Consider the following 24,771-nt stretch of genomic DNA (forward strand, 5'->3'; position numbering starts at 1 on the left):
GGCTCCCTGCTGGGGTCTTTTGCGGCTTTATCTCCGGGAATCAACGGAGACTGACCAGCAAAGCCGGTGCCACATCACAGCGCGGTTTTAGCTTGGATTGGTCCCTTTAAGCATAGCCGCAAAAAACGGAGTGAAGCGGTCTCCGGCCAAAGCGACTCATTCGCATTTCATCGATCCGCGGATTTCCTTACAATTCCCCTCTTCCGCCCACTTCCTGAACGTATGGATGCCGAATGTCAGTCGCGCCGACCGAGCTCACCAAGCACACCCCGATGATGCAGCAGTACCTCAAGATCAAGGTGGAACACCCGAATGAACTGGTGTTCTATCGCATGGGGGACTTCTACGAGCTGTTCTACGACGACGCCAAAAAGGCGGCTGAATTCCTCGACATCACCCTGACGGCGCGGGGCCAGTCAGGCGGGCAGCCGATTCCCATGGCCGGCGTCCCCTACCACTCGGCCGAGAACTACATCGCCCGCCTGGTGCGTGCGGGCCAGTCCATCGCCATCTGCGAGCAGATCGGCGATCCGGCGACGAGCAAAGGGCCGGTGGAACGTAAGGTAGTCCGGATCGTCACCCCGGGCACGCTCAGCGACGAGGCCTTCCTGGAAGACCGGCGCGACAATCTGCTGGTGGCCATTTTCAGCCACCGGGAAGACTTCGGACTGGCCACCCTGGATATCTCCAGCGGCCGTTTTTCCGTCTCCGAGCTGGCCGGCACCGAATCCCTGCAGGGCGAACTCCAGCGGCTGCGCCCTGCGGAAATACTGATCAGCGAGGATTTCCCCTTCGAGGACCTGCTGGAAGGGTTTACCGGCATCCGGCGCCAGGGACCCTGGCTGTTCGAGCGGGATTCGGCCCAGCGCACCCTCACCCAGCAGTTGCAGGTTCGGGACCTGACCGGTTTCGGCTGCGAAGACCTGTCGCTGGCCATTTCGGCCGCAGGCTGCCTGCTGCAATACGCCAAAGAAACCCAACGCACGGCGCTTCCCCATATCCGCAAACTGTCCCGCGAGCGGCGTGAGGATGCGGTGATCCTGGACGCGGCCAGCCGCCGCAACCTGGAAATCGACATGAACCTGACCGGTGGTACCCAGTACACCCTGGCCTGGGTCATGGACCGCACCGCTACCGCCATGGGCGGCCGCCTGATCCGCCGCTGGCTGAATCGCCCGCTGCGGGATATCCAGACCGTACGCGAGCGTCAGGGCGCGGTATCGGCCCTGCTGGACGGTTTCCACTACGAGCCGCTGCACGATCTGCTGAAGTCGGTCGGTGACATCGAGCGCATCCTCTCCCGCGTGGCCCTACGCTCGGCACGGCCCCGCGACCTGGCACGTCTGCGGGATGCCTTCGGTTTGTTGCCGGAATTGCAGTCTGTCCTGGGCGCCATAGCGTCCGAACACGTCAAACAACTGAGCGAGACGGTCAGCACCTATCCGGAACTGGCCGACCTGCTGAGCCGCGCCATCATTGAGAACCCGCCCGTGGTGATCCGGGACGGCGGCGTAATCGCCGAGGGTTACGACGACGAACTGGACGACCTGCGCAACATCAGCGAGAACGCCGGCCAGTACCTGCTGGACGTGGAAACCCGCGAGAAAGAGCGCACCGGCATCAGCACCCTGAAAGTCGGCTATAACCGGGTGCACGGCTACTACATCGAAATCAGCCGGGCCCAGTCGGACCAGGCGCCGGTAGATTACATCCGTCGCCAGACCCTGAAGAACGCCGAGCGCTTTATCACGCCGGAGCTGAAGGAATTCGAAGACAAGGCCCTGAGCGCCAAGAGCCGCGCATTGGCGCGGGAAAAAGGCCTCTACGACGCCCTGCTGGAAAACCTGGCCGAACAGCTGGCGCCATTGCAGGACACCGCCCAGGCGCTGGCCGAATTGGATGTCCTGAGCAACTTTGCCGAACGCGCCACGACGCTGCGGCTGAATCCGCCGGAATTTAGCAGTGAACCGGGCCTGGATATCGCCGCGGGCCGCCACCCGGTGGTGGAGCAACTCCTCAGCGAGCCCTTCGTGCCCAACGACCTGCTGATCGACAACGAACGCCGCATGCTGGTGATCACGGGTCCGAACATGGGCGGTAAGTCGACCTACATGCGTCAGGCGGCCCTGATCGCGCTGCTGGCCTATACCGGCAGTTTCGTCCCGGCCGATCGGGCCATTGTCGGGCCGGTGGACCGGATCTTTACCCGCATGGGCTCGTCCGACGACATCGCCGGCGGCCGCTCCACGTTCATGGTGGAAATGACCGAAACCGCCAACATCCTGCACAACGCCACCGAAAACAGCCTCGTGCTGATGGACGAGATCGGCCGCGGGACCAGCACCTTCGACGGCCTGTCACTGGCCTGGGCCACCGCCGAACAGCTGGCGCAGAACGTGCGTTGCTATACCCTGTTCGCCACCCACTACTTCGAGCTGACGCAGCTGGCCGATCAGCTGCGCCACGCGGTCAACGTCCACCTCACCGCCACTGAGCACGACGACAGCATCGTGTTCCTGCATAACGTCCACGAAGGGCCCGCCAGCCAGAGCTACGGACTGCAGGTGGCCAAACTGGCCGGTGTCCCGCAGGACGTCATCGACAACGCCAAACACCAACTGCATCGACTGGAAGGTACCGAGTCTCCCACCCGACCGGCCCCGGCGAAAGCGCCAACCAGGGTGGCCGAGCCGGCACAACCGACGACGATGCAGGGCGACATGTTTTCCGGATTCGAGCCCAGCGCCGTGGAAAAGGCGCTCGATAAACTGGATCTGGACGGGCTGACACCGCGCGAAGCGATGAACCGTCTTTATGAACTGAAGGACCTGTTGGAAAGTTCCTGACGTACATAAGGTTATAATAAAAGGGCCTTGTCGGACGGCAGGCCCGAGCTTGCCAGTTGGCGGGACGCTCCCTACAATACCCGCCTCGCAACAACATTAAGCTCAGTGGACGGTCCTGAAAGCCGCATAAACTGACCGGTGACGCACTTCGGGCTTCGCCGACTGATGAGACAGACTGAGAAACCAGGGATATAACCATGGCATTTGTCGTTACCGATAACTGCATCAAGTGCAAATACACCGACTGTGTGGAAGTCTGCCCGGTAGACTGCTTCTACGAAGGCCCGAACTTCCTGGTCATCGACCCGGACGAGTGCATCGACTGCGCCCTGTGTGAACCAGAGTGTCCGGCTGAAGCGATCTTCTCCGAAGACGAATTGCCGGCCGGTCAGGAGCCGTTCGTCGAACTCAACGCCGACCTGTGCAGCAAGTGGCCGAACATCACCGAGAAGAAAGATCCCCTGCCCGACGCGGCCGAGTGGGACGGCAAGCCGGACAAGCTGCAGTATCTGGAAAAATAAGGCCGGCTATACGGTCGATAAGAAAAGGGAGCCTGTCGGGCTCCCTTTTTTGTTTGTGCCACCCTGCGGTTCACACGCCGGAGTAAAGAATAATCAGCAGATGCTTTAGAAGGCACAGCGACATTTCAGCGTTCCCAGTGTCGGATAACCGTCTCCCTCTCCCCTGGCGGGAGAGGGCCGGGGAGAGGGGGAGACGCCGTCAGACGCCCTAAACGGCCAGTTAATCCTGGCGAGACTTACGCCTCGTCCCCCTCTCTCCAAACCTCTCTCCCGCCAGGGGAGAGAGGCATTAAGTGTGCAAACCGGGAACATGGGTGACACAAGTTAAGGCTGGGTCAACGCCAACCGCGTGCCCAAGGCCACGAACACTCCGCCGGTCAGCCCATGCATCAATCGCTTCAGGCGCGGCTTGGCGCCCCAGCGCCGGGACTTGAGGATCATCACCGCCACCAGCGCCTGCCAGATCATGGCCAGCACGAAGTGCACCGACGCCAGCAGGATGGACTGGGTGAAGGCCGCGCCCTGGGGATCGATGAACTGCGGCAGGAAGGCCATATAGAATAGGGCTGTCTTGGGATTGAGGACGTTGGACAGGACCCCTTCACGCAACGAGCGGGACAGGCGATAACCGCCCTCTCCCACACCCGACACCGCCGGCATGGGCGACCCGGAGCCGGACGTGCGCCAGGCCTGGCGCAGACTGCTCAGCCCCAACCAGATCAGGTAGAGCGCGCCCAGCCACTTCACCGCCGTAAACGCCCAGGCGGTCTGCACCAGGATCAGGGAAATCCCCACCGCCGACAGCGTCGCGTGGACGAACAGGCCGCTGCAGATCCCCAGACTGGTCACGACGCCATCCCGCAAACCACCTCGTGCGGTATTGCGCATCACCAGCAGGGTATCCACCCCGGGCGTCACCGTCAGCAGTGATATGGCAATCAGGTATGCCCAGAACAGGTCTGCACTCGGCATGGCACACTCCGTTAGTCGTCAGCAAGAGCCTTCTTGACCGCCGCCGACCGATAGAATGGTGCCAGGCGACGACGCAATAGAGCCTCAAGATACCCCTCCTGGCGCAGCAGGTCGAGTAAGGGCGGCACGAAGGCATCCACTTCCGCCATGACCACGTCGGTTGTCACGCCGACGTCCGACAGCAGCTCGATCAGCGGCACATCGCCGTACTTCTCGAACAGGTGCGCCACCACGGCGGTGTAGCACCCCTCAAAGAACGGCGTCCTGCGGAATTCCAGCCAGAATTCATAGCCCAGCACCACGAATTCCTGCAGCTCGATGTCCCCCAGACCGGCCTGCAGTTCGGCCAGCGTGTGTTCCTCGACGCCGTTCCAGGCAGCCATCACCGTGTCCCGCAACTCGTCATCCGACAGCGCCTTGAGCAGGAACTGTTCGCTGCGGACCAGCAGGGCCGGCAGGTTGTCGCTCAGATAAGTCTTGATCCGCTTCTCGAAGGCTTCGTCGATGCCCGGCACGGCCCGGTTGGCGACCCGCTTGCCGAACTTCATCATCGACCCGACGCCCGGCACATTGCGTGAAATCAGGTTGTCCTCGTACAGGTAATTCACCAGCCCGTGGTAGACGATGTTCGACACCAGCTCCTGGTAGACCGGGTGGGCCATCACCTCGCCGATCAGGCGCTCGCGGTGTTCGCGCAGCTCCAGGAACTCTTCCACGAACGCCGCGGCCTGCTCGCGGCTGAGAATATCCCGCAGGCGGGTGGTGGACTGCACCGGCGCCGAAAGCACCTGGCTCGCCATTTCCCCGGCCAGCTCCGGAATCCCCCCATCGATATCCATGTCCACGACCAGACGCCGGATCACGCCGAGGATCTGATCCTCGCTCACCGCCTGGCGCAGGGTCACCTGCCCGGCCAGACCGAACAGTTCATCGACTTCGTTGGCGATAAAGCGCCGCAGTTTGGCGCCTTTGAGGGCACTGAGCTCGTGCTTGATGTGCAGCTCCAGCAGTTGATCTGCCAGAGAATCGGATGCCTTGGCCATAGTCGGTCAGCTCTTGGTTTGCCCGTGCGGGGCTCAGGATGAACAATGACGGCAGGGTAGCATGCGGAAGGCGCCTGCAGGATTCGCCCTGCAGGCCAGATGAACGCGCAAATCGGGCAAGCGCCGATTACTGGTGATCGGAAAAGTCGTGTTCCTCGGCAGCCAGTGACAGGCACAGGCTTCCAGGACCGATATAGATACTGCTGGTGATCCCCATCTGCGACAGCAGCAATTCCACGTTGTGCCGGGCGCAGGTCTCGCGAAGCTGGTCGAGTCCCGGCAAGGCTTCGATCTCCTCCCACGACAGCCCGCACGAGAGCGACACATAGGGCGTCAGCAGCCCCGCCTCGATCCGGCCGACGGCGTAGTTCATCACCTTTTCAACCGCCGCATCGAAGTTTCGGGTCTTGGCCACCGGCTTGCCTTCCGCCCCTTTACCAAACAGGACTGGCGTAATGTTCAGGGCCTTACCCAAGAACGCCACGACCGCGGACACGCTCTTGTCGCCACGGCGGCGAGCCCGTTCGCGGATATAGTGCAGGTCCCGGGGAATGACCGCCGTGAAAATCTGGTCGGTGAAGTCCTCCACCTGCTGGCGCAGGGCATTCTTGGACAGCTTCTGGTCGATCAGCCGCAGGGTGTGGGCCGCCAGGAGCCCCTGGCCAGCAAAGATCTGCTTGCTGTCGATGACCCGCATGGAAAACTTGCCCTCGCGACCGGCGGCTTCACGGGCATCGTGGTAATGCGCCATGACACTGTTCATGGCCTCGGTCGCGTTCTGGAAAATCCGGCTTCGGGATCGGGTCACCGTCTCGCAGAAGGCGACGTCGTATTGGGTGACGATCTCATTCAGGAACAGGTCGTGGATCTGTCCGGCGCTGTAGGCCTCGGTTTCGGCATGATGCCCTTTCTGCAACAGACCGCTGTCATAGAACTCCGCTGTCTTGACCGGGTCATGGTCATCAACATAAGTCTGGCCATCGATACGGGCCGTCACGGGCAGGATGAACAGGTTGTTCCTGCGGGAAAACTCGAACGGCAAATCACAGGCTGAGTCAACGATCAGACCAACTCGCATGCTAGTGTCCCTCAATATAAGTTCGCAGCATTTCAGAGCCAGTATCCGACGCTACAACAAGGCGCGCTCCGCCGGGAATAGTGGTTCTATTGCCAAGGGGCGCAACACCGTCGTGGTGTCGGATACTGGCTCCCGAAGGGCGTGCCATACGAAGCCCCTGGCGGCGTTGCAACTCTTGGTAAGGGCGACGGCCATGACCTGCGAGCCGCGCCTTGCCAGGAGCTTCGTATGGCACGCTGAAACGCTGCGAACTTATATTGAAGGACACTTGATCTCCACTTGCTTCATCTTGCCGGAGCACGGCGATGATGCTTCTTATGCTTATAGTGTGGGGCGCACCCTAAAGATGCGCCATGACCAGAGGAATAGCACAGTCTGGAGGGCATTTCAGTAAACTCTTGCAAACTGGGCGGCGTTCTCAGGCGCTCTTTCGGGCACTACGCTCGCTCGGGTTATAGACCGCATCCAGTTCTTGCAGATTCCGTTGCAGCAGGTCGCGGTTGTCCTGGTCCCAGGGGTGAAACCCGGTACGGAAATAGGCCAGGAAATCCGGCAGGCACCGGCGCAGGATGCCCGGCCTGCCCCAGAGGAAGTTGAGACCCTCCAGCCAGACCCGCGGACTCCAGAGTTTTCCTTCGGACTTCAGGATGCTGCAGGTGTTCAGGAAGGTGAACTTGAAGAAGTTGTAGGTGACGAACAGGAAAACCACCTTGCGCAACCGCTCGTCGCCGACGCATTGCCGATACACGTCAAAGGCCACGGACTTGTGTTCGGTTTCCTCGATGGCGTGCCAGCGCCACAGGGCCCGCATCTGCGGCGTGGCCCCCGCCATCCACTCGGGGTGGCCGAGGATCGCATTGGCCAGCACCGCCGTGTAATGCTCAGCGCCACAGGTACCGGCCAACTGACGCGACGGCGGCAGCTTTTTCACCCACCTTGTGTGCTTCTGGAAACGGGCATCGATCGCGTCGATGTCGTAGCCGCGCGCCTTCAGGCCCTCGTTGTAGGCCCGGTGTTCGCGGCCATGCAGCGCTTCCTGGCCAATGAAACCACGCACTTCCTGCTTCAGTTTGGGGTCTTCAATGCGGTCGCGGTAGAGCCGCACCGAATGGATGAACTGCTCTTCGCCATCCGGGAACTGGAGCGACAGCGCGTTGAAAAACGCGGTTCGGAACAGGCTGTTGCCATGCCACAGGGTGCGTAACTCCTGCTGCACATCAAAGCGGATATGCCGCGGCTCGACGCGGATACCGGCCGGTGTGGAACTGGCTGACATAGACACCTCCATCGGTTGTCTTGTTCTTATTGTCTCTAGAACCGTCCGACGCCTTGAGGTTCAGGTTTATTCGATAACTCTCAAATTAAAGCGATCGCTTCAATCAATATTCCGAGCATAGCGCAGCGATCAGTGATTGCACAGCCCTACACAGTCGATTGGCAGTCCGATCAGGCCAGCGCGTTCTCCCCTTCGGGGTTCTCGCCCCAAAAGCAGCGTTGCGGCCTTTCGCGGCGCCGTGCAGAATCAGGCGTTTATAAAATCACAAGAATCAGGGACAGCTGGAGAGGCGCACGCATGGACATCAAGGGAACGGTGGCCGTCATTACGGGGGGAGCCTCTGGTCTGGGCGAGGCGACGGCGCGACGTCTCGCAAGGCTCGGGGCCCGGGTTGCGATAGTGGACCTGCAGTCGGCCCGAGGCCAGTCCGTGGCGGCCGACATCGGCGGGCTGGCGATTGAATGCGATGTCCGCGACGACGAGGCCACGGAGGCAGCCTTTCGACAGATTGTCGAGATCCTGGGCGCACCCTCGATCCTGGTGAACTGCGCCGGTATTGCCACAGCGGAGAAAATCATCCGTAAGGGGCGGGCAGCCACAATGGAGCGTTTCCGGCGGGTCATCGACACCAACCTGTTCGGCACCTTCAACAGCCTCCGGCTGGCGGCCGAGGCGATGAAGGACCGCGAACACAATGCCGATGGCGAGCGGGGGGTGATCATCAACACCGCCTCCATAGCCGCCTACGAAGGCCAGGTCGGACAGAGCGCCTACGCAGCCTCCAAGGGCGCCGTGATCTCGTTGACACTCCCCGCCGCGCGGGAACTGGCGGACTACGGCATCCGGGTCAACGCCATCGCGCCGGGCCCGTTCACGACCCCGATGGTGGCCCGTTTGCCGATAGAGGCGAAAGCGAATCAGGCCGCCAGTATCCCTTTTCCCCCGCGGTTTGGTTACCCCGACGAGTTCGCCCGCCTGGTCGGACAGATCATCGAAAACCCGATGCTGAACGGCGAAACCATCCGGCTGGATGGGGCGCTTCGCATGACCACCGTCTGACGAGACAGGAGCCACGACTGTGCTGCACCGACTCCTTTTGCTGCCACTGGCCCCCGCCCTGATTGTCGAAGGTCGCTGGGTTCGGGCCCGTACACCGCGACTGCCGGAACCCGATGGCGCGCGCGAGGGCATCTGCGGCGATGGCCCCGACCTGCGCCTGCTGATCATTGGCGACTCGGCCGCAGCCGGGGTCGGGGCCCCAACCCAGGACGAGGCGCTGGCCGGCCAGGTCAGCCGCAAGCTGGGCGATCACTATCGGGTCCACTGGCATCTGGAAGCCCTGACCGGCCGACGGATCGACGACTACCTGCCGCCCAACGACCCGCTGCCCGCTTTCGAGCCGGACGCGATCCTGATCTCCATCGGAGTGAATGATGTGACGTCTTCGGTAAGTGCGGCCTCGTGGCTCGGAAAGGTGGGCCAGTTGCTCGAACGCTTGCGGGATCGCTATCGGCCGGCGCTGATCCTGTTCACCGACGTGCCGCCGATGGACCACTTTCCCGCCCTGCCCCAGCCGCTGCGCTGGTACCTGGGCAGACGGGCGCGGGAATTCAACAACGGGCTGGGGCCGTTGCTACGCGGCCGGCGCGATGTCACGCGGGTCAGCGTGCTGTTCGAGAACGACCCGGCGGTGATGGCCCGTGATGGTTTCCACCCGGGCCCGGAAGGTTACCGGGTCTGGGCGAATGAGGTCCGGTCGCTGGTGCGCAGCCGGCTCCGGGACAGACAGACCACGCCGCCATCGATCACTTTATAGACTTGGCCGTGTCCCGCAGCACGAACTTCTGGATCTTGCCGGTGGAGGTTTTCGGCAGTTCCTGGAAGACCACCGTCTTGGGTACCTTGTAGTGGGCCAGCTTCTCGCGGCAGAAGCGGATGATCTCCTCTTCGGTGACGTCGCCGGCGTCCGCCTTGAGTGTGACGAAGGCGCAGGGGGTTTCGCCCCATTTCTCGTCCGGCCGCGCCACCACCGCCGCTTCCAGCACGGCCGGGTGGCGGTAGAGCGCGTCTTCCACCTCGATGGTGGAGATGTTCTCGCCGCCGGAGATGATGATGTCCTTGAGCCGGTCCTTGATCTCCACGTAGCCGTCTTCATGGCAGACGCCCAGGTCGCCGGTGTGGAACCAGCCACCGCGGAAGGCCGCCTCGGTGGCATCCGGGTTCTTCAGGTAACCCTTCATGATGGTGTTGCCGCGCAGGAAGATCTCACCCATGGTCTTGCCGTCTTTCGGCACCGGTTCCATGCTCTCCGGATCCCCCACCACCATGCCGGCCAGGGTCGGATAACGAACGCCCTGGCGGGCTTTCATGTCAGCCCGGTCGTCCAGGGGCAGATCGTCCCAGCGGGACTTCCAGGCGCAGACGGTGACCGGCCCATAGCTCTCGGTCAACCCGTAGACGTGCGTGATGCGGATACCCATTTCCTCGATGGCCCCGATGACCTTGGCCGGCGGCGCCGCACCGGCGGTCATGGCATTGACCGGGTGACCGATGGTGGTGCGCTTTTCCTTTGGCACGTTGAGCAGGCCGTTGAGGACGATGGGGGCGCCGCACAGGTGGGTCACGCCGTGCTCCTCGATCAACCGCAGGATCTTTTCCGGATCCACCTTGCGCAGGCAGACGTGGGTGCCCGCCACCGCCGTGACGGTCCAGGGGAAGCACCAGCCGTTGCAGTGGAACATCGGCAGCGTCCACAGGTAGACCGGGTGCATGCCCATGGACCAGACCTCCGAGTTGCCCAGGGCATTGAGGTAGGCACCGCGGTGGTGATAGACCACGCCCTTGGGATTACCGGTAGTGCCTGAGGTGTAGTTCAGTGAAACGGCGTCCCATTCGTCGGGCGGTGGCTGCCAGCTGTACTCCGGGTCGCCATCGGCGATGACGTCTTCGTAGTCGAGATCGCTGACCGCTTCCCCTTCGCCGTATTCCGGATCGTTCACATCGATGATCAGCGGCGGGTTATCCAGCCTGGAGACGGCATCCTTGATGACCGGACCGAATTCACGATCGACCAACAGGACTTTGACCTCGGCGTGCTTGAGCATGAAGGCGATCAGCTCGGCATCCAGCCGGATGTTCAGGGCATTGAGTACCGCACCACTCATGGGGACGCCGAAATGACACTCGAGCATCTGGGGAATGTTGGGGAGCATGGCCGCCACGGTATCGCCCCGGCGAATACCGTGCTTGGCCAGCGCCGATGCCAGCCGGCAGCAGCGTTCGTAGGTTTGCCCCCAGGTGTACCGGGTCTTGCCGTTAATGACGGCCGTGTATTCGGGATAGACCCGGGCCGTGCGGGCGATGAAGTCGATCGGCGTCAGGTTGTCGTAGTTGGCGTTAACGGGCCCAAGGCCCTCCTCGTAGATCGACGGCATGGGACGCCCCCGGGAAAGTTTGGTGTTATTGGTTCCACCAGTGTAGAACCAAACGGCCAGATATCACCAACCTTTCCCGGGCGCCACGCGCGTCTTCAGGCGGCGCGCCGAACCTGCGAGGCCACCAGCTCGCCGAGTGTCCGGATGGCCCACTCGATCCGCTCGCTCCATGGGTTGGCACAGTTCAGGCGGATATAGTCCTCATACTTGTCTGTGGTCGAGAACATCCGCCCGGGCGCGATGTTGATGCTCCTTTCCCGCGCCTCGTGATAGATGGTCGTGCCGGAGGCCCCGTGCGGCAATTGCACCCAGAGCACGAACCCGCCCATGGGCCGGCTGACCGCCGTTCCTTCCGGAAATTCGCGGACCACGGCGGCCCGCAGCCGTTCCGTCGCTTCCTTGTAGCGCTGGCGGGCGGTCCGCAGATAGCGGTCGTAACCGCCCTGCTCCAGGAAATGGGCTACCGCCAGTTGGGGGATGCTCGCCGTCGCCATGTTGTTGAAGTACTTCTGCTGGCTGATCTCGGCAAAACGTGGCCCCGGCACCACCCAGCCCAGCCGCAGGCCCGGCGAGATGGTCTTGGAGAACGAGCTGCAATAGATCACGTTGCCGGTGGTGTCGAACGACTTGGCCGGTCGTGGCCGCTCGCCCTCGAACGGCAGGTCGCCGTAGATATCGTCCTCGATCATGGGCACGCTGCGCTCCGCCAGCAGGTCCACCAGCCGTTTTTTCTGGCTGTCCGGCATGCGTACGCCCAGCGGGTTGCTGTGGTTGGCCACCACCACACAAGCCTTGATGGGCCACTGCTCCAGGGCCAGCTCCAGGCCTTCGAGACTCATGCCCTCCAGTGGGTGGGTGGGTATTTCCAGCGCGCGCAGACCGACCACCTCCAGGGCCTGGAGGATGCCCGGAAACGACGGCGACTCCACCGCTACGATGTCGCCGGGCTGGGTCACCGCGCGCAGTGCCAGGATGATCGCTTCCTGGGCCCCATTGGTGGCGATGATGTCCTCATGGGTGGTCACCACGCCGAGGTTGGTCATGCGCTGGGCGATCTGGCGCCGGAACACGTCCTTGCCGGGAAAGGCATAGTCCAGGGCTTCCAACCCCTGCCGGGCGGCCCAGAGCGTCGCATGCTGGATCTGGCGCAGCGGCACATAGTCGGCATGCGGCACGGCGGCGCCCAACGCCACCATGTGCTTGCGCTCGACCGTACACAGATCCAGCGCCATATCCCGCGCCGTGACCGGAGCCGGCCGGGACTTGGGACGCTGCATGATAGGAATCGGCGCGTCCTTGCAGGGAACCCTGGCGTAGTAGCCGCTGCGCTCGCGGGCCTCCAGGTAGCCGCGACTCTCCAGCGTCTGGTGCGCCTGGAGAACCGTGGAAATACTGACGCCAAACTGGCGGCTGAGTACCCGCACGCCGGGCAGGCGTTCACCATCGCGGTAGACGCCGTCACTGATCAGTTGCTGGATCTGATCGGCCAGCTTGGCATAGAGGACAGTCATGGTGGCACTCCCTGAACAGGCCCACACGGGCATTTTTCCTTTTACCCATGCTCCCAGAAATACCGCCTTCGCCGGCAGCACAGTTGTTCAGTCAATCGACCGGTACAGTTGAAACCAGCCGCACCCTGTACCGGTGCAATTATAGCCTGCCTGAATCTGTGACGGTGAGTCCTGGCCCGGGAGAATGGTTACCGGACTCAAGGAAAGGAGCACAGCCATGCTGACATCCCGCTACCCCCGCCCCCTTCCCGGGCGTCATCGCAACGACCTGCTGGATCTGGACAACGGCTCCGGATCGCTGTCTGCCATGGACCTGGCTGCCGCCCGGCATTCGCTGATCGAGGCCGGCTTTGTCCCCTGCCGCCAGTCGGCTGACCACTGGATTCTGAGTCGGGGCGAACAACGCATCCACCTGTATGGTGAGGCCGAGCTTGCCGCGTTCGCACAACGCTATCGCCCAAACCGTGCCCCTGTGGCACTCTCTGACCAACAACCCAAGGAGACCTGCCCGTGACCGAACTGCCCCTCTACCAGGTGGACGCCTTTGCCAGCCGCCCCTTCAGCGGGAATCCCGCAGCGGTCATGCCGCTGGCGGGCTGGCTGGACGACGCGCTGCTGCAATCGCTGGCGCTGGAAAACAACCTGTCGGAAACCGCCTTCCTGGTGCGCGAGCCCGCGGGCAGTGACGCGGATTTCCATATTCGCTGGTTCACCCCGGGGACCGAAGTGCCGCTGTGCGGCCACGCTACGCTGGCCTCGGCCTGGGTCATCTTCAACCGCCTGGACTGGCTAGGCGACACCGTGCACTTCCGCTCCCTGAGCGGTCCGCTGGGCGTGCGCCGCATGTCGGATGGCTGGCTGGAACTGGACTTCCCCAACCTGCCCTATGAACCGGTCCCGACACCGGAAGTCATCCGTCGCGGAGTACCGGAAGCCCCCGAGCAGGCCTTCCTGGTCAATAACGACGCCAATCACATGATCGTACTGGACAACGAGGCCGCCGTCCGGGCGCTGAATCCGGACCTGCGCGCCCTGAAGGCACTGGAACGGGGCGGCCTGATCGTCACGGCCCCGGGTGAGGACTGCGATTTCGTCAGCCGTTACTTCTGCCCTGCCGACGGCATCGATGAGGATCCGGTGACCGGCTCGATCCACAGCGTACTGACACCCTATTGGGCAGAACGGCTGGGCCGAGACCGGCTTGTCGCCCGCCAGGTCTCGGCCCGGGGCGGGGAGCTGCGCTGCGAACTGGACGGCGACCGTGTTCGTATTGCCGGCCAGGCGATCCCCTTCCTGACCGGCACCGTACAGCTACCGTAAACCCGTACCGCCGTCAGCCCACCGCCCCGGGGCGTTCAGCCATCGATGAGCGTCAGCGGGGCGGCACCCTCCACACGATTGCGCCCCCCTTCCTTGGCCCGGTACAGGGCATGGTCGGCATCCCGCATGATGCGGTCAAACACGGCATCCATCGAGCCGGCGCCAAAATCACCGAACCAGGTGGCACAACCGATACTGACCGTGACCCATCCCAGCGGCGAGCCCTCATGTGGAATGGCCAGGTCAAACACCGCCTTACGGACCCGATCCGCCAGCACCCGTGTGTCGTCGGGGTCAATGCCCGGCAGCAGGATGGCAAACTCTTCCCCGCCCAGGCGCACCGACAGCTCCCCCGCCCGCGAACACTGCTGGCGGAATACTTCGGCCAGACGCACCAGGCAGCGATCTCCCCCGGAATGCCCGTAGTGATCGTTGTAGGCCTTGAAGTAATCCACATCGATCATCAGCACGGAAATCGGCTCTCCACTGCGTTGCACGCGGCGACCTTCCTGCTCCCGGACTTCCTTGAAATAGCGCCGGTTGGCCAGGCCGGTCAGCGGATCGGTTCGCGACAGGCGATACAGTTCACGCTGACTTTTCTCCAGCTGTCGCTGCCGCTGCCAGCGCTCGATAACCTTGAACAGGACTTCGGCCAGAAGCCGGATCAGACGCTCTTCCAGGGGCGTGTACAGCCGATTGGCAGGCTCGCGGAACAACAGCAGGTAGCGCTCACCCTCCATCTGCACGGAACAGATGGTATCCCCCTGCGACCAGGTCGCCGCGCCCACATACCATCCCGGGTACCACTTGGCCCGCGCCAGTACCTCGACATCCGGCAGCTCCCCGCGGGTGCCGGTCCACTGGTAGCGCCAGGTCCAGTCGCCGTCCGCAGGCGCGACGGCAATCCCGCCGGCGGTGGATCCCAGGCGCTCGGCGCTCTCCGATAATGCATCGCGGATAGCCTGGGACTGCCCGGCCGTGGGCACATCGATCAACTTGACCGAAAGGCGCGACAGGAACTCCAGGGCGGCGTTGATGTTCGACACTTCCTCGGTGCGCCGACGCACCCGCTCGTCCAGTTGATCCCGCTCCTCGCTCAGGGCCCGGATCGCCTGATCACGTTCTTCGCTGAAGCGGGCAATCCCGTCACGCAGGGTGTTGAAACCCTCCACCATGAGGTCGATCTCATCTTCCCAGCGATGACGGGTGCGCTCCAGCTCCAGCGGCGGATTGCGGCGCCCCGGGGTAAGCTGGCGACTGTAGTCGGCGATGGCCCGCAACGGTTTGTTCAGGCGGGCGAAGATAATGCGGTATGTGATCAGGCTGACCATCAGGGCAAACAGCACGAACTCGAGAAAACTGGTCACCACCGACTCGATGATGGTCTGGTTGATGTAACGCTGGTCGTACCAGATATCCAGCTCGCCCAGGGTTTCATCGCTGTTCTTGGGGTGATGAATGGCGATGCGGCGATCAGGCCCGCGCCCATGGACAGCTTCACCTGCGCTGACCGCCATCCCGGTTGCAGCCGCCACCCGTGCGGAGGCGATTTCCGGATGGCTGGCAATCAGGTCCACCTGCTGCTGGGCCTCCGCCTCGATGTCCCAGATGCCAACCGTCAACATGGGGACATAGCCGGTGGCGAAGGACGTCGTCAGCGCCTCAACCCGCCCCAGTTCCTTGTGGTAGGCGTGGTAGCAGTAGAAAATGCCAACCACGATCGCAAAGGCGCCCGCGGCGGCTACGACGTTGCGCAGCACCCTACTGGCGAGGGAGTGGAAAGGACGGACAATAATGCGCATCACGATTCCAGTCCTCGGGCGGGTTCACAGTCGTAACGGTCGAGAGCCGGACTCAGCGCTTTGCTGAAAGGCCGGAAATCCAGCGCGGGTACCCCTTCCGTCCCGAAGACGGACAGACAGCGCTGAGCCTTGGCAGATGAAAACAGGGGGAACATGGCGCGCGCGGTCGACTGCATGCTGCGGGACGCATCGACCCAGAAGGCTTCATCATGATGCCCCGAATTAATAAACGCGGCGGAAAGCGCCCAGCCCCATGCCGGCACGCAGACCAGGACCAGCGCGACTGCAATCTGTAACACGACCCACTCCACCACCATCGGATATTGCCGCGAAGATTATAAAGGCGGTTACGCAGAGTGACCATTTTTTACACATATTAATTTACATTTCTTTTTATTATGGGTAAGTCCCTCCCGTTAAAAGTCTGAGTATTCATATCCAGGGGACGTGTCGTTCAATGGTTAAACCTTCCAGGGGATAGGCGGAGGAGACAGGCGCGGCCCGTCAAACTGCGGTATGTCACCGAAGCGATCGCTGCCCGCCTCCCAGTCACGCTGGGCCTCGGCGATTTCCGCCCGGGAGTAGCCGACAAAGTTCCACCACATCAACAGCTCGTCATTAAGCGGCTCGCCCCCCAGCAGCAACGCCCGGCCGCCCGGGGGCGCCTCGAACACCACCTCGGATCGCCCGGTTCCAAAGTAGGCCAGTTCGTTGACGTCGTAGTTCTCTCCCTCACAGGCAAATACCCCCTCCAGGGGCAACAGCCCATATTCATAGTCCGGACGCAACGGAATCGTCACCGGGCCTCCGGAGGGATGCGTCAGATCCATGCCGATCAACGGCGAATAGGCCAGGGTAGGTGCGTTGTGCTCGCGGAAATGGCCGGTCAGCAGGGTGAAATCAGCGCCCTGCTCCCGCCAGCGGGGCAGGTAGGGATAATGATCGAAACGGGGCTCGGTCTCACGGTCGGCATACGGCAGGGCAATCCAGAGTTGCACGGCGTGCAGCCTGTCCGAATCGCCAATGGACTCCTCGGAATGGGCAATGCCCTGCCCGGCCGTCATGAGGTTGACCTCCCCGGGACGCACCACCTGCTCCGAGCCCAGGCTGTCCCGGTGCAGGATCTCGCCGGCAATCATCCAGGTGAAGGTCTGCAGACCGGTATGCGGGTGGGGACCGATCCGCATACCCGGCTCATCGGCAGCCAACCGGGTGGGGCCGATGTGATCGAGGAAGCACCAAGCCCCGATGGTCCGTCGTTCCCGCGTGGGCACCGAGCGGGCCACCGGGATGCCGCCCACCTCCGTGATCCGGGCACGAACCCGCTGCACTTGCCGCCGACCGTCGATAGTGGGGCAATCCCGGGAGGACGAGAGCTCCGGATGGGGATCGGTATTGGTCATGACCACTCCTTTACCGTCAGGGCCTCTTTACCTTCATTATAGCCAGAGTGCACAGGAAAGGACCCCGTTGGAAAATAAACGTATAATCGGCCGCTTCAATTCCCCGACCTGATCCGCAAGCCCCTATGCCCCAAACCTACGACGTCATCGTTATTGGTGCCGGTGCCGCCGGTCTGATGAGTGCCGCCACCGCCGGTTACCGCGGCCGCCGCGTCCTGGTCATCGACCACGCCAACAAGCCCGGCAAGAAAATCCTGATGTCCGGGGGTGGGCGCTGCAATTTCACCAACCTGAACAGCACGCCAGCCAACTTCCTGTCGGCCAACCCGCATTACGGCATTTCCGCGCTGAAGCGCTACACGCCACAGGATTTCCTGGAGCTGGTCGACCGGCACGGCATCGAACACGAGGAAAAGGCGGCGGGACAGCTGTTCTGCCGGGACAGCAGCAAGGATATTCTCAACCTGCTGCTGATCGAATGTGAATGGGCGGGCGCGGAAATCCGGCTCAAGACCCAGGTGACCGGGATTCGCGAACAGGCCAGCGGCTACCAGGTCCGGACCAGTGCCGGCACGCTGGAATGCGAATCGCTGATCATAGCCTGCGGCGGACTGTCGATTCCCACCCTCGGTGCGACCGGTTTCGGCTATGAGATCGCCCGGCAGTTCGGTCTGGAAGTGCTGCCCACCCGGGCCGGGCTGGTGCCCTTTACCCTGCACCCGGAACTGAAAGAGCAGCTCGCGCCGCTGTCCGGCATCAGCTGCCCGGTGGACGTGCACTGCAACGGCGAGCACTTCCGCGAGCCCATGCTCGTAACCCATCGCGGCCTGAGCGGGCCGTCGATGCTCCAGATCTCCAGCTTCTGGCAACCGGGCGACACCCTCGAGATTGACCTACTGCCCGGGGAGAACGCACAGGAGAGCCTGGCCCGGCTGCGTCGTGATAAGCCCCAATCCACGGTTGCCCAATATCTGAACACGCAGTTGCCGAAGCGGTTTGCCCAGGCCTTCAACGACCTCCAGGGTTGGCATGGACCGCTGCAGGGCTTCAGGAACGCGGATATCGACGCGGCTGGACGGACACTCAATCGCTGGACCATCAAGCCGGCGGGCACTGAGGGTTACCGCACCGCCGAGGTCACTTTAGGTGGCGTCGACACCCGCCAGCTGTCGTCAAGGACCATGGCCGTTAACGACCGCCCCAACCTGTTCTTCATCGGCGAAGTGGTGGACGTGACCGGGCACCTGGGCGGGCATAACTTCCAGTGGGCATGGGCGTCCGGCGTGGCGGCCGGTAACGAGGCCTGAGGCTGGTCTCAGGCCGTCGCCGGCACCAGGTGGCCAACTCGCTGCTCCCGGATCGGCCAGTGCAGTGCCACGGCCACGAGACTCAACACCACGCTGGTCCACCAGACGGCATCGTAGTGGCCGGTGTGTTCGTAGATCCAGCCGCCCAGCCAGACGCCGGTGAAGCTGCCCATCTGGTGCCCCAGGAACACGACACCATAGAGAGTGGCCATGTAGCGGGTGCCGAACATGGTCGCCACCAGGCCCGTCGTCGGTGGCACCGTGGCCAGCCAGAGAAAGCCGGTCAGGCAACTGAATGTGAGTACGGACGTCAACGACAGCGGCAGGACCAGCAACGCCACGGTCACGATTCCACGGGAAATGTAGATAAACATCAACACCCGCTTCATCGAGACCCGCCCGGAGAGGTAGCCGGACACCATCGCCCCCACCACATTGCACAGCCCGATCAGGGCGATGGACCAGGCCGCCACATCCGGATCAAAGCCGTTGTCGGTGAGGTACCCCGGAAAATGCACGGTGATGAACGCCAGGTGAAAACCGCAGACGAAGAAGCCCAGCGTCAGCAACCAGTAGGACAGGTGCCCACGCGCCAGGCCCACCGTATCGGCGAAGGATTCCTCCACCGCCGATGAGACCGGGACCGCCTGGGGCCGCACCAGCCGGGCCAGCGGCATGACCAGGACAATCATCCCCAGCGCCATCAGCGACATCACGTTCAGCGCGCCGGTCCAGCCGAATACATCGATAAACTGCTGCGCCAGCGGCACGATCAGGAACTGGCCCATGGAACCGGCCGCGGTACCCACGCCGAGCACCCACTGGCGGTCCTCCTCGCTGACCGCCTTGGCCATCAGCGGCAGGACTATGCCGAAGCCGGTACCGGCAATACCGGCCCCCACCAGGAATCCGGCGCCCACCTGCAGGGTCCAGACCGAGTCGACGCCGGCGGTCAGCCACAGGCCCAGGGCGTAGAGCAGGGCCCCGGCAACCAGCACTTTGGTGTTGCCAAAGCGGTCCGCGAGACCGCCTGCCACCACGGCAAGGATGCCCCAGGCGAGGTTCTGGATTGCCAGGGCCAGGCCGATCACATCCCGCCCCCACTGATTGGCCTCGGACATGGGCTGCACGAACAGGCCGAAGCTGGCCCGAAAGCCAAAGGCAAACATCAGCATCAGGGAGGCCGCGATCAGGATGATCCAGGCCGAGGGGCTCAAGCGGGCGGACGACATGGCGCACTCCATTCAGTTTGAGAAGCAACTCAGCTATTCTCAACAGGAGCCAAAAGGCGGACAAACCATATTTATTGAGCCCATGAATGAGATTACCTAAACCATGAGCCAGCCACCCCTGAAGGCGCTGCATTATTTTTGCGTGGCCGCCCACTCGCTGAGTTTCAAGCAGGCCGCGGACGAACTGTCGGTGACGCCCGGCGCCATCAGCCAACAGGTCAAAGCCCTGGAGGACTGGCTGGGGCTGCCGCTGTTCCTGCGCGGTGCGCGCCAGGTCACGCTGACGGAGGCGGGCAGCTCGTACTACCGTCGTGTCTACCCGTTATTATCGGAACTGCTTGGCGTTACCGTCTCCATGCAGCGCATCAACCGCACCCGGACGGTCCGCCTGACCCTACCCCCCGGGTTCGCGATGATCCGCTTCGGTCCACAACTGAAGGCATTCCGGGAGGTGCATCCGGACATCGAGTTACAGCTGCATGCCTCGTCGCTGTTGTCGACACTAGACGGCAGCGACCACGATCTGGCCATCCGCTACCTGCCGGAGGCGGATCAGCGTTTCGACTGCACTGGTCTGGGCAACCTGGAAGTGATGGCGGTGTGCAGCCCGGAATACCGCTCGCAGCACCCCGGGCTGGCAACGGGCAACCTGGATGGCTGCACGCTCCTGCACGATCACCTGCACCAGGACTGGCAGCGCATGATCCAGCAGGCGGGCCTGACGGGTCGGCCACTGGACAACCTCTATTCGGATCATTCCACGCTGGCGCTACAGGCGGCAGAAAGTCACCTGGGGGTCTGGCTGACGGATCAGATACTGGGCGCGCCGGCGCTGGAAGCGGGCCGGCTTGGCCCGGTTTTCGAAACCACCTTGCCGGCACGGCGCCACCTGTTTCTGGTGCACAACCGCCAGGCACCGCTGAGCGCCGTGGCCACGACGGTCAAACAGTGGATTCTTGAGCACTTCCGGCTGTCGTCAGCGCCCCACCGCTGAAGCGATCTTCAGCTCTTCCATCAAACGCTGCACCAGATCTCCGGCCGGGAGGGATCGCGCCAGTGGCGCGCCCTGCCCCGCCCAGCAGGCATCGAAGTCGTGCTGCCCGGCCTGCCTGGCGGCGGCCTTCAGCGCCTTGCCGGCGACGTAGGCAATGGGGTAATCCGGCATGATGCCGATCGCCGCGGCCGAATCCACGTCCTCGAACCAGCGATCGACAAAGCCCCGGGCGGGGCGGCCGGAAATCACCGGTGTCAGGCGGGTCTCAATGGCCGCACCGTCGCGGAAGCGGGCCCGATATGCCTCGTCCGCCGACGACTCCGGCGACAGGATAAACGCGGTTCCCATCTGAGCGCCGACGGCTCCCAGGTCCAACGCGGCCCGGATGCCACTGCCATCCATGATGCCGCCGGCTGCCAGGACCGGGAGTCGGCAATAATTGCTGAACAGCCGCACCAGGGGCAGCGTTCCCAACTCCGGGCCACCGGTGGCCGGATCAAAGACACCGCTGTGCCCGCCCGCTTCACGCCCCTGGGCCACGATACCGTGCAGGCCGGCTTTCTGGATCTGGAAGGCCTCGTCGAGGCAGGTTGCCGTGGCCATCAGTGTGATGCCGGACGCACGCAATGCATCGATCCAGTCCTGGCGCGGCAGGCCGAAATGAAAACTGACCACCGCAGGCTGGGCTTCCAGCAGCATCTCGAACATGGCCTCGTTCTCGACAAAACTGGGGTAGGGAGACGCCAGCGAGATCGGCGGCTCCGCGCCCACCTCCTCGAACAGGGGCATCAGATACTCCAGCCAGGCCGACTCCCGCTCCGCATCCGGCTGTCCCGGTTTGTGGCAGAAGACATTGACATTGAAAGGGCGGGAGGTCTGCCGGTGGGTCTCTTCAATCATCCGGCGGGCGGCGTCCACCGAGCTGGCACCGATGCCGATCGACCCCAGACCGCCGGCATTGGACACCGCGGCGGCCAGCGCCGGCGTGGACACGCCCGCCATCGGGGCCTGAACGATCGGATGGGATATCCGCACACGCCCGATGGCCATGCTGAAATCCGTCATACTGCACCTCCCTGCTTTTCAACATCGGTTGGACTCCCTGAAAAATAACACCCCCGGACTCCTGGGTGGGAGTCCGGGGGTGTTATTCCGGGAATAGAGCGGGTGAATGTGACGGCAGAACTCAAGCCACTTCGATTTCGAATTCCATCACGCGGCGGTTGATGAAATCGAAGCTGAAGCTCTTGCTGCGCATACGGCGTTCAATCAGGCTGGCCAGTTTATCGAGACGGGCCGGCACGGCCATCAGCTTGTCCTGGGCCTCGCGGCCGGCTGCGTCGCTGGGTACCAAGTCGGCAATGCCCCAGCTGTCGAGACACTGCTGGACGACCTTACGGTAGTCGCGAGGCCCATAGATACCCGCACGATGCACCACGTCGGCCATGTCGTCATAGCCGGCGATGTTGTGGCCCGGCATGGCCAGTCGCGGCGTCACCTTGAGTGCCGACTGCATGGCCCGGGTACTGTCAGTCTCAAGCAGGCCACAGAATGCATCCCGGTAGAACCGGAAGTGCCGTGACTCATCCGCCGCGATGTGTCCCAGGATACGCTGGATCACCGGATCGTAGTTGGCGGCCAGCTTACCGGTGTTGGCGTGGGCGGCCTGGGTGGCCCGCTCCTGCAGGCTGGTGTAGGCGAGCAACTGGTAGGGATCGTCGTGCCATTCGGGGTCGAAACCGGCCTCCAGGTACAGGTACTGGAGCTTCTCGAAGGCTTCCATGTTGAACAGGCGGGTATCGCGGACGTAGTCGTGCAGCGCGCAGCCGTGGCGGTCCTCTTCGGCAGTCCAGAGGAAATTCCAGCGTTCCCAGGCGTTGCCATGCCCCAGGTGAACGGCGATGAGCCGGTGGAAGTGCGGCAGCCCCTCTTCGGTCAGCAGGTTCAGCGCCAGCGAGACCCGGACCGGATCCGGCAGCCCCCGGGCCCGCTCACGCAGATCCGTCAGGTACTGTTCCTGATCGTCGGTTATCCCCTCGCTGGATGGCAGGAACTCGCTGGGCATCCACAGCCGCCGCTCGTCCAGATGGCGCTGCATCAGCTTTTCCACAAGGGGTTCCAGAGACGTCAGGACCTCCCGCTTCTCACTCAGTTCAGTCGATGCCGTCATACTGTCTTCTCCTATCAGTTACCCCGGTTCAGCGTACACACGTCCGCCAAAACACATTGTTTTTCTAAAATTACCATTGCCGTCCGGGCCCGGACAATCCTACCGAGACTATTCGCTATGCCTTTATCGAGGATGTCATCAACCCGCAATGAACGACAGACCCGTATTCAAAGGCTTACACCCGTTCTCTTAAATTTCTGTGACAGGAGGCTGCGGTGAGCGCTGGCCCGGAGCCAGCCAATGCCTGGATGGCCCGGCGCGATGATGATTAAAGGCCTGAATCACAAACAGTTACCGGTTTTGTCATCGAAATGTCACATATCTGTCATACCTTCCGGTTTTCACCGAAAACGGAGACAGTATCGTGCCGATAGCATTCGTCAGCCGGCTGGCCCTGTTGGCCAGCGCCACCCTGCTCGCCATCACCAGCTCCCTGGCCAGCGCCAATGATCTGGAGATCCACGGATCCAACACGATTGGCGCCCGGCTTGCACCGGCGCTGATCGCCGGGTACCTGAACCAGGCCGGCGCCAGCGGTGTCGCCATCAAGTCGACACCGATCGAGAACGAGCAGCGCGTGACCGGACAGTTGCACGGCCAGCCCTTCGAGGCGCGGGTCGAAGCCCATGGGTCCTCCACCGGCTTCAAGGGTTTACTGGAAGGCAGCGCCCAGATCGCCGCCGCCTCGCGCCCGGCCAGGGACAGCGAGGTGCAGTTGCTGGCCAGTCGCACCCAACTTCGAGACCGGGCCAGCGAGCACATCATCGCGATCGATGGGCTGGCGATCCTGGTCCATCCGTCCAATCCCGTCAGCCAACTCCAGAAAGAGACCCTGGCGAAGATCTTCGCCGGTCAGATCAGCAACTGGAAACAGGTCGGCGGGCCTGACCAGACCATCCACGTCTATGCCCGGGACGAGCGATCGGGCACCTGGGACACGTTCCATCACCTGGTCCTGGGTAAGCAGTACAACCTGACCGCCCAGGCGAAACGCTACGAATCCAACGACCAGCTGTCCGACGACGTCAGCCGGGACCCGGCCGGCATCGGCTTCACCGGGCTGGCCTCGGTGCGCGACAGCAAGGTCCTGGCCATTGCCGATGGCGACTCGGCGGCCCTGTTACCGACCCGGCTCAATGTCGCCACCGAGGACTACCCCCTCTCCCGGCGCCTGTTCCTGTATTCGCTGGGGGCCGATGACAGCCCCATCACGCGGGACTTCCTGGAATTCGTGCAGGGCCCCAGGGGCCAGGATATCGTCCAGCAGACCGGCTACATCTCGCAGAACATCCAGGCGGTGGAGGATGACCGCGGCGACAGCATTCCTGCCTCGCTACGCGCCCTCACCCATGACTTCCAGCGTCTGAGCGTCAACTTCCGCTTCGCCGAAGGCCGCACCCACCTGGACAACAAGGCCCATCGTGACCTGGCCCGGCTCAAACGTTTCCTGGACGCCCATCAGGCCAACGGCAGCGACCTGATGCTGATTGGCTACGCCGATAAACAGGCCAACGAACTGCGGGCGCAGATGATCTCCGAACTACGCGCCCTGTCGGTTAAGAAAGCCCTGCGCCAGGAACAGGGCATCAACATGTCGGCCTATACCGGCTACGGTCACTATGCCCCGGTTGCCGGCAGCGGCGGTGCAGAAGGCGCGAGCCGGAACGGGCGGGTGGAAGTCTGGTATCGGCGGGAAGACTGAACGGGACGGCGGGTTTCGCGTCCTCGCGCGCCCGCCAAAACATTTACTTACAAAAAACCAAAAAATTCCAATATTCCCGGAAAGTTACACTTCCTACACTCCGTAAAGGCGTTTTACACCTTTTTACGGAGTGGCCGTCATTCGCTTCCTGCTATCCCAT

At 62.9% G+C, this 24,771-nt stretch carries 21 protein-coding genes; 9 read left to right on the forward strand and 12 right to left on the reverse strand.

What is annotated here, in order from left to right; translation table 11 throughout:
• The first annotated feature begins 233 nt into the window (after window positions 1–233).
• A complete protein-coding gene (gene mutS, locus EZI54_RS01130) occupies window positions 234–2,846 on the forward strand; it encodes a DNA mismatch repair protein MutS (RefSeq protein WP_131478168.1) in 2,613 nt (870 codons plus the stop codon).
• Window positions 2,847–3,043: 197 nt separating this feature from the next.
• On the forward strand, window positions 3,044–3,367 hold the full coding sequence (gene fdxA / locus EZI54_RS01135; protein ID WP_131478170.1) for a ferredoxin FdxA: 324 nt from the start codon (window positions 3,044–3,046) through the stop codon (window positions 3,365–3,367).
• A gap of 324 nt (window positions 3,368–3,691) precedes the next feature.
• Here fdxA and EZI54_RS01140 read toward each other — a convergent pair whose 3' ends face one another.
• The 4 genes from EZI54_RS01140 to EZI54_RS01155 all read right to left on the reverse strand — a co-directional run bounded on the left by EZI54_RS01140 (window position 3,692) and on the right by EZI54_RS01155 (window position 7,736).
• Entirely contained in the window at window positions 3,692–4,339 is a 648-nt protein-coding gene (locus tag EZI54_RS01140) for a LysE family translocator (protein ID WP_131478172.1), read from the reverse strand.
• 11 nt (window positions 4,340–4,350) lie between these two features.
• Window positions 4,351–5,382: a DUF445 domain-containing protein gene (locus EZI54_RS01145; protein WP_131478174.1), complete on the reverse strand. Its 1,032-nt coding sequence runs from the start codon at window positions 5,380–5,382 to the stop codon at window positions 4,351–4,353.
• Window positions 5,383–5,509: 127 nt separating this feature from the next.
• Window positions 5,510–6,460, reverse strand: coding sequence for a DegV family protein (locus tag EZI54_RS01150; RefSeq protein WP_131478176.1), 951 nt, complete (start codon window positions 6,458–6,460; stop codon window positions 5,510–5,512).
• A gap of 418 nt (window positions 6,461–6,878) precedes the next feature.
• A complete protein-coding gene (locus tag EZI54_RS01155) occupies window positions 6,879–7,736 on the reverse strand; it encodes a metal-dependent hydrolase (protein WP_131478178.1) in 858 nt (285 codons plus the stop codon).
• A gap of 297 nt (window positions 7,737–8,033) precedes the next feature.
• Here EZI54_RS01155 and EZI54_RS01160 point away from each other — a divergent pair, with 297 nt between their 5' ends.
• Together EZI54_RS01160 and EZI54_RS01165 are read left to right on the forward strand one after the other, a co-directional pair.
• Window positions 8,034–8,795: an SDR family NAD(P)-dependent oxidoreductase gene (locus tag EZI54_RS01160; RefSeq protein WP_131478180.1), complete on the forward strand. Its 762-nt coding sequence runs from the start codon at window positions 8,034–8,036 to the stop codon at window positions 8,793–8,795.
• Between the two features lie 19 nt (window positions 8,796–8,814).
• The gene (locus EZI54_RS01165) at window positions 8,815–9,552 is read left to right on the forward strand and encodes an SGNH/GDSL hydrolase family protein (RefSeq protein WP_131478182.1); all 738 of its coding nucleotides are present in this window, start codon (window positions 8,815–8,817) and stop codon (window positions 9,550–9,552) included.
• Here the strand turns inward: EZI54_RS01165 and EZI54_RS01170 are convergent.
• Window positions 9,542–11,170 (reverse strand): acyl-CoA synthetase, encoded by a 1,629-nt coding sequence (locus EZI54_RS01170; RefSeq protein WP_131478184.1) that lies wholly within the window; start codon window positions 11,168–11,170, stop codon window positions 9,542–9,544. The genes EZI54_RS01165 and EZI54_RS01170 overlap by 11 nt on opposite strands.
• Before the next feature lie 95 nt (window positions 11,171–11,265).
• Window positions 11,266–12,681, reverse strand: a complete 1,416-nt coding sequence (locus EZI54_RS01175) for an aminotransferase-like domain-containing protein (protein ID WP_131478186.1) — start codon at window positions 12,679–12,681, stop codon at window positions 11,266–11,268.
• 217 nt (window positions 12,682–12,898) lie between these two features.
• Here EZI54_RS01175 and EZI54_RS01180 point away from each other — a divergent pair, with 217 nt between their 5' ends.
• Both EZI54_RS01180 and EZI54_RS01185 read left to right on the forward strand, forming a co-directional pair.
• The gene (locus EZI54_RS01180) at window positions 12,899–13,195 is read left to right on the forward strand and encodes a hypothetical protein (protein ID WP_131478188.1); all 297 of its coding nucleotides are present in this window, start codon (window positions 12,899–12,901) and stop codon (window positions 13,193–13,195) included.
• Window positions 13,192–14,001, forward strand: a complete 810-nt coding sequence (locus EZI54_RS01185; RefSeq protein WP_131478190.1) for a PhzF family phenazine biosynthesis protein — start codon at window positions 13,192–13,194, stop codon at window positions 13,999–14,001. The genes EZI54_RS01180 and EZI54_RS01185 overlap by 4 nt, the downstream gene beginning before the upstream one ends.
• 35 nt (window positions 14,002–14,036) lie before the next feature.
• Here the strand turns inward: EZI54_RS01185 and EZI54_RS01190 are convergent, their stop codons facing one another.
• The 3 genes from EZI54_RS01190 to EZI54_RS01200 all read right to left on the reverse strand — a co-directional run bounded on the left by EZI54_RS01190 (window position 14,037) and on the right by EZI54_RS01200 (window position 17,206).
• Window positions 14,037–15,803: a sensor domain-containing diguanylate cyclase gene (locus EZI54_RS01190; protein ID WP_242674313.1), complete on the reverse strand. Its 1,767-nt coding sequence runs from the start codon at window positions 15,801–15,803 to the stop codon at window positions 14,037–14,039.
• The gene (locus EZI54_RS01195; protein ID WP_131478194.1) at window positions 15,803–16,102 is read right to left on the reverse strand and encodes a hypothetical protein; all 300 of its coding nucleotides are present in this window, start codon (window positions 16,100–16,102) and stop codon (window positions 15,803–15,805) included. The genes EZI54_RS01190 and EZI54_RS01195 overlap by 1 nt, the downstream gene beginning before the upstream one ends.
• A gap of 162 nt (window positions 16,103–16,264) precedes the next feature.
• Entirely contained in the window at window positions 16,265–17,206 is a 942-nt protein-coding gene (locus EZI54_RS01200) for a pirin family protein (RefSeq protein WP_131478196.1), read from the reverse strand.
• A gap of 125 nt (window positions 17,207–17,331) precedes the next feature.
• On the opposite strand from EZI54_RS01200, the gene EZI54_RS01205 reads away from it, so the two are divergent.
• Complete coding sequence (locus EZI54_RS01205) at window positions 17,332–18,513, forward strand: BaiN/RdsA family NAD(P)/FAD-dependent oxidoreductase (protein ID WP_131478198.1); 1,182 nt, start codon at window positions 17,332–17,334, stop codon at window positions 18,511–18,513.
• A gap of 8 nt (window positions 18,514–18,521) precedes the next feature.
• Here the strand turns inward: EZI54_RS01205 and EZI54_RS01210 are convergent, their stop codons facing one another.
• Complete coding sequence (locus tag EZI54_RS01210) at window positions 18,522–19,745, reverse strand: MFS transporter (protein ID WP_131478200.1); 1,224 nt, start codon at window positions 19,743–19,745, stop codon at window positions 18,522–18,524.
• A gap of 103 nt (window positions 19,746–19,848) precedes the next feature.
• Here EZI54_RS01210 and EZI54_RS01215 point away from each other — a divergent pair, with 103 nt between their 5' ends.
• Window positions 19,849–20,739 carry a LysR substrate-binding domain-containing protein gene (locus EZI54_RS01215; RefSeq protein WP_131478201.1) on the forward strand — a complete coding sequence of 297 codons (891 nt, stop codon included), beginning with the start codon at window positions 19,849–19,851 and terminating at the stop codon, window positions 20,737–20,739.
• Here EZI54_RS01215 and EZI54_RS01220 read toward each other — a convergent pair.
• A complete protein-coding gene (locus EZI54_RS01220) occupies window positions 20,722–21,804 on the reverse strand; it encodes an NAD(P)H-dependent flavin oxidoreductase (RefSeq protein WP_131478203.1) in 1,083 nt (360 codons plus the stop codon). The genes EZI54_RS01215 and EZI54_RS01220 overlap by 18 nt on opposite strands.
• 121 nt (window positions 21,805–21,925) lie before the next feature.
• Window positions 21,926–22,909: an acyl-ACP desaturase gene (locus EZI54_RS01225; RefSeq protein ID WP_131478205.1), complete on the reverse strand. Its 984-nt coding sequence runs from the start codon at window positions 22,907–22,909 to the stop codon at window positions 21,926–21,928.
• Window positions 22,910–23,273: 364 nt separating this feature from the next.
• Here EZI54_RS01225 and EZI54_RS01230 point away from each other — a divergent pair, with 364 nt between their 5' ends.
• A complete protein-coding gene (locus EZI54_RS01230; RefSeq protein ID WP_242674304.1) occupies window positions 23,274–24,611 on the forward strand; it encodes a substrate-binding domain-containing protein in 1,338 nt (445 codons plus the stop codon).
• The last annotated feature ends 160 nt before the right edge of the window (window positions 24,612–24,771 follow it).

Source organism: Marinobacter halodurans (assembly GCF_004327985.1).
Classification (GTDB): Bacteria; Pseudomonadota; Gammaproteobacteria; order Pseudomonadales; family Oleiphilaceae; genus Marinobacter_A; species Marinobacter_A halodurans.